3 protein-coding genes and 1 pseudogene are annotated in these 5,438 nt (G+C 71.9%); all 4 read left to right on the forward strand.

Annotated elements, in window-relative coordinates; all coding sequences use genetic code 11:
• Positions 1–405 (forward strand): annotated as a pseudogene (locus tag Q664_RS59155) (hypothetical protein); the annotation flags it as partial.
• A 68-nt stretch (positions 406–473) separates the two neighbouring features.
• Positions 474–2,585: a HEAT repeat domain-containing protein gene (locus Q664_RS18700; RefSeq protein WP_043397136.1), complete on the forward strand. Its 2,112-nt coding sequence runs from the start codon at positions 474–476 to the stop codon at positions 2,583–2,585.
• A gap of 1 nt (position 2,586) precedes the next feature.
• Positions 2,587–4,434 carry a cyclic nucleotide-binding domain-containing protein gene (locus Q664_RS18705; RefSeq protein ID WP_043397139.1) on the forward strand — a complete coding sequence of 616 codons (1,848 nt, stop codon included), beginning with the start codon at positions 2,587–2,589 and terminating at the stop codon, positions 4,432–4,434.
• Positions 4,435–4,516: 82 nt separating this feature from the next.
• Positions 4,517–5,338, forward strand: coding sequence for a hypothetical protein (locus tag Q664_RS18710; protein ID WP_200883728.1), 822 nt, complete (start codon positions 4,517–4,519; stop codon positions 5,336–5,338).
• The last annotated feature ends 100 nt before the right edge of the window (positions 5,339–5,438 follow it).

Below are 5,438 nucleotides of genomic sequence, written 5' to 3' on the forward strand. Positions count from 1 at the left end.
GGCGGCGAGGAGCGCGGTGAGCGTCCTGCGCGCAAGTCGTTTGGAGCGGGCGCCGGTGGCCGCTCCGAGCGCAGCAGCCCCTTCGCGTCGAATCCAAGCGCCGAGCGCCGGGTTCCCTCGCGTGGCGCCCGTCCGGAGCGCCGCGAGTGGGCGCCTCGGGACGAGGAGCGCGGTGAGCGCCCCGCGCGCAAGCCGTTCGGAGCGGGCGCGGGTGGCCCGGCCCGCCGCGGTGCGGCACGTCCGGGAGGCGAGGAGACGGGCGAGGGCTCGAAGCCCTTCGTGAACTGGCGCGCGAAGAAGCAGGGGCCCACGTCCGATTGGAACTCCCGGGCTCCTCGGGGCGCCGGGGGTCCTCGCGGCGCTGGGGCGCCCAGGGGCCGAGGGGGCCCTCGCAAGGGCCGCTGAGTCGTGGGCGGTCGCGCGCACCGCTGATATAACCGCCGGCGTCTCACGCTTTCCCTCCCCGGAGAACGATGCGAACCGGCGTGCGCTCCTTCCTTGTCGTCCTGTCCCTTCTCTCCGCTGCCGGGTGCAGTGGGAGCCGGGATCAGCTCCTCGCGGATCTGCAGAGCCCTCGCCCCGAGGTGAGGGCCCTCGCCGTGAAGAAGCTGGCCGAGGACGCCCGTGCTGACGACCTGGCCCTCTTCACCCGTGCCGCCAAGGACATGGCCTCCATCGTCCGCGGCGAGGCCGCCTCCGCGCTCGGCAAGAGCCAGGATCCCCGCGTGGTGGATCTGCTCGGCGAGCTGCTCGAGGACTCCGACGTGGACGTGCAGGGCCAGGCGGCCATGGCCCTGGCGCAGGTGAAGAACGACAAGGCCAAGGCCTATCTCACGCTGCAGTACGGCCGCCGCGGCCGTCAGACGCGCCAGGTGATCGTCCAGGCCCTCAAGCAGGCCAACGTGCCCGGCGCCATGGCCGAGGTCGTCGCCGCCGAGTCCAAGGCCATCTGGGAGCGCAACCTCCTGGCCATCAACGAGGGTTCGCTGCCCGAGCGCGTGGGCGCCGCCGAGGAGCTGGGCAAGAGCGGCCGTCCCGATGCCTTCAACCGGTTGGTGCCCCTGGTGCGCGACAGCCAGGTCATCCTCGCCGCCGCCGCGGTGCGCGGCCTGGGGGACCTGGGCGACAAGCGCGCCGTGCCCGCCATCCTGCCCCTGCTGGACGAGAGCTTCCCCGAGCTGCGCGAGTCCGCCATCACCGCCCTCACGCGGCTGCAGGAGCCCCAGGCCATTCCCCGGTTGCAGGCCGTGGCGGTGGAGAAGAGCTCCGTGAGCCCCCTGGCCATCGACGCCCTGCTCGACATGCCGCGCCAGCCCCAGACGGATGCGGCGCTGTGCGCCATCGCGCTCGATGCCGGGACCCGTGAGGCCATCCCCGTCGCCCGGGCGATGCGCGAGCGCGGCGGCTGCCCCGTGGAGCCCATCGTCGAGCGTCTGTCGCGTCCCTCCACCGCCGCGGGCGGCTTGCAGGTGGTGATCGGCCTCGGCCCCGCGGCCAGGGATCTGCTCCCCAAGGTGCTGCCCTACATCACCCAGGGCGATGCCACGTTGCGTGCGCTCGCCGTGGACGCGGCCGCGGCCATCGGGGATGCCTCCGCGGCTCCCGTGCTGCAGAAGGCCTTCGAGCAGGAGCTCGCGTCCGCGCAGGCGCTCCGCCAGGACTGGGTCACCCAGAAGCTCCCCGAGCGCTATGGGCCGGGGTTCGATCCCTCCCAGCCGGCGAGTGGCGGCGACAGTGCGGCGAAGCGCGAGAAGCACGCCAGCCTCATGGCCCGCGTGAAGGCGCTCAACGCGGCCAAGACGCGCGAGCAGGGCCGGCCCGTGGTGCAGCAGCGCGCCCCCGCCGAGCTGTTCGATGACGTGGACTCGAGCAAGCTCGAGCCGCTGGCCGGGCTGCTGCGCGCGCTCGGGTCCGTGAAGGCGCCCGGGGCGCTGGAGCTGCTCAAGAACTTCGCCGGCGACTCCAGCGTGACGGTGCGCACCGCCGCCCTGGTGGGCCTGACGCGGCTGGGGCCCGAGGGCGTGGCGCTCGCGAAGAACGGCCTGTTCGAGGCCGAGCGCGATCTGGTGAAGACCCTGGCCCAGGCGCTCGCCGAGCAGGGCGAGGCCGGGCGGTCCGCGCTGGTGGAGCTGCTGCCGCAGATCCACGGCGAGAAGCTGGTGGTGCTCGATGCCCTCGTGAAGACGGGCGCGCCGGCCTCCGCGGTGGGCGAGCTCCAGAAGGTCGTCTCCGAGGGAGGCCCCGAGGTGGTGCTGGCCGCCACGCTGCTGGGCCGGCTGAAGGCGAAGGAGGCGGTGCCCACGCTGGTGAAGGCGCTGGAGGAGCCCTCGGGCGTTGGCCGGCGCGAGCTGCTCACCGCCCTGGGAGAGCTCGGCGACACCACGGCGGCCGAGGTGGTGGCTCGCGACCTGTACCATGACCTGCCGGAGATCCGGGCCGCGGCGGCGGGGGCGCTCACGAAGATGGGCACGGGCGCCCAGGCCGATGCACTGGACGCGCTCAAGAGTGACTATTACCGTCGGGTCCGAGAGGCAGCGGTGACGGCGTTGGCCAAGACGACGACCGCGGCCGAGGGGGCACGCTGACATGGAGCCACGGCAGCTCAGGGACAAAGCCAACGAAGCCCTCACCAAGGGACGCTTTGCCCGGGCCGCCGAGCTCTTCGAGGAATACTGTCAGCTGGACCCGAAGGACTACCAGGCGCGCGTGCGGCTGGGGGATGCCTGGGTGAAGGTGGGCAACAATGCCCGCGCCATCTCCTCCTACCAGGCCGCCGCCGAGGGCTTCGCCCGCGAGGGGTTCCTCCCGCGAGCCATCGCCGCCAGCAAGCTCATCCTGGAGCTGGATGCGTCGCACCAGGGCGTGCAGCAGATGCTCGCCAACCTCTACGCCCGCAGGGGCGGAACGGGAGGCGCGGCTCGCGCGGTGACGCCCAGGCCGCTGGAAGCGCCTCCGGTGGCGAAGCCGTCCGCGTTCTTCATCGAGCTGCCGCCGGACGTCGACGAGGCCCTGGCCTCGGAGGAGCCCGGGTCCGTTGAGGCCTTCGAGCCCGAGCCCAGGGCCGCCTCTTCCCTGTCGGGCATCGAGGTGGAGCTGGACTTCGAGGAGGCGGGCACCGAGCCTCCCGCCGCGCCCGCGGCGGACATCGAGGTGGAGCTGGATCTCGGCGATGCGGAGAAGGGGAGCCCGGAAGCCGCGCCCGTCCAGGCCGCCGTGGCGAAGTCCGCGCCTCCAGGTCTGCGCCGCCGTTCGAGCGACGTGCGTCCGGCCGTGACGGAGCCGCCATCCGCGCCTTCCACTCCCGCGCCTCCGCCCCAGCCCCTCCGGGTGGCGGCCGGGGGCCCTGCCTCGCCGCGCCTCGAGCGCTTCACGCCCCAGGACGGTGTGGACTTCCAGCCGCCGGTGCCGGGGAGCGTGCCCTTCACGGAGCTCGCGGTGCAGGCGGACTCGCTGCTGCACGCGGTGGAGCTGGCGGCGCTCGCGGGCGCCGGGCAGCACGCGGAGCCCGTGCCGTCCGCCCCCGCGGTGGAGGAGACGAGCACGCCGGAAGCCGAGGAGCCCGTCGCCGACACGGCCCCCCAGGACGAGGCGCTGCCGAAGATTCCGCTCTTCTCGGACCTGCCGCGCGACGCCTTCATCGCGCTGTTCGAGCGTTGCCCGCTGCGCCGCTTCCCCGAGGGCGGACGCATCATCGAGCAGGGCACCCGGGGCGATGCCTTCTACGTCATCTGCGCGGGCCGCGTGCGCATCGTGCGCCAGTCCGGCGCCGAGCAGCGCGAGCTGGCCTGGTTGGGCGAGGGTGCCTTCTTCGGCGAGATGGCACTGTTGTCGGGTGCGCCGCGCTCGGCCTCGGTGGTGAGCGCCTCCGAGGAGACGCAGGTGCTGGAGATCTCCGCGCCGGTGCTCGCGAGCCTCTCGCGCAGCTACCCGCAGGTGGCCAAGGCACTGAGGCGCTTCTGCCGGCAACGGCTGTTGTCGGACGTGGTGAACACCTCGGCGCTCTTCCAGCCCTTCGGCCGCAAGGATCGGCGCGAGCTGGTGGAGCGCTTCCGGGCCCGCGAGGTGCGCCGGGGCGACATCATCATTCACGAGGGCCACCAGGTGGACGGCCTCTACGTGGTGCTCTCCGGCGAGGTGGCCGTCACCAAGGGCGAGCAACCCCTGGCCCGGCTGCGCGAGGGCGAGCTGTTCGGCGAGATGTCCCTTCTCCAGAAGACACCCGCCAACGCCACCGTGACGGCCGCGCGCAACACCTCGCTGCTGCGGCTGCCTCGCGAGGACTTCGACACCCTCATCCTCACCCATCCGCAGATTCTGGCGCTCGTCTCCGAGCTGATCGAGACCCGCCAGCGCAGCAACGAGGCCCTCCTCGGAGGGCAGGAGAACGTCACCGGCGAGACGCTGGAGCCACACGAGGAGCTGGTGCTGTTCTGAAGCCTGCTCCCTCGGGGGGAGAGTGTCCGTGCCTTGACGCCGTGCGTTGGGTCGAAGCGGAAAAATGCTGTATGTGTGAGGAATGGGGCGAATCTCATTCCTCGCATTGCTGGTGCTTCTCTCTGGGGGTTGTGCTTCGCAGCGACTCGCGGGCGCGAACCTGGATCGCGTGTCGAGGCCCGCGTTCATCTCCCGGATCGAGCTCGAGGCGGGCCCGCACAGCCTCGTGTTCCGCGAGGACAGCGCGTACAAGGACAAGCTCAAGAAGCTGGAGCCGAAGGAGGCGGATCGCCGGCTGCAGGCGAAGCTGACCGGAGCGGTGTCCCGCTTCGAGGTCTCCGAGCGCCTGCGGGTGAATACGTTCCGGCAGCTCCCCGAGGAGCGGCCGTGGGTGGACGCGTTGGATCCAGCGCGGGTGGCGACGATGCTGGAGAGCTTCCTGGTGGAGGAGGTGCCGGCGAACGCCCCGGACTACGACTTGCTGACGCGGCTGGGGGCGGACGCGGTGGTGGAGTTCGTCATCCAGGACTACGGGATGCGGAGTGTGAAGGGGCAGGCGGGCGCGTACATGCGGGGCTATGCGCGCATGTTCAAGATCAACGGGCGGGCGGAGATCTGGCGCCGTCCCTTCCTGGTGGACCGGGTGGCCGAGGGCGCCGAGCACCTGGATCCCTTCAAGGTGGGGAAGGATCCCTCGCTGTTCCGCCGGGAGCTGACGGCGATGCTGGACGTGGTCGCCGAGCAGTTCGCCGAGGAGCTACGTCCGCCGGATCGCAAGCCGGGCGGGCCGCCGCCGCCGGAGACGGGTGACAGTGTCCACTCCACGGGCCGTGAGCTGCCGGCCCCGCCGAAGCCCGCCGAGCCCGAGCTGGCGCCCGGCGAGCTGCCGGATCCGGATCCGTAACCGCTCATCTTTCAGTTCAGTTTTCAGTTCAGTGAAGTGAGCGAAGATATCCCCTCTCCCCTCGGGAGAGGGTCAGGGTGAGGGTGCCTGTCCCGGTTCT

The organism is Archangium violaceum Cb vi76 (genome assembly GCF_000733295.1).
GTDB classification, from domain to species: domain Bacteria; phylum Myxococcota; class Myxococcia; order Myxococcales; family Myxococcaceae; genus Archangium; species Archangium violaceum.

Coding starts and splice junctions, on each gene's coding strand:
- Q664_RS18700 (WP_043397136.1), top strand. CDS start 474: ATGCGAACCGGCGTGCGCTCCTTCCTTGTCGTCCTGTCCCTTCTCTCC.
- Q664_RS18705 (WP_043397139.1), top strand. CDS start 2,587: ATGGAGCCACGGCAGCTCAGGGACAAAGCCAACGAAGCCCTCACCAAG.
- Q664_RS18710 (WP_200883728.1), top strand. CDS start 4,517: ATGGGGCGAATCTCATTCCTCGCATTGCTGGTGCTTCTCTCTGGGGGT.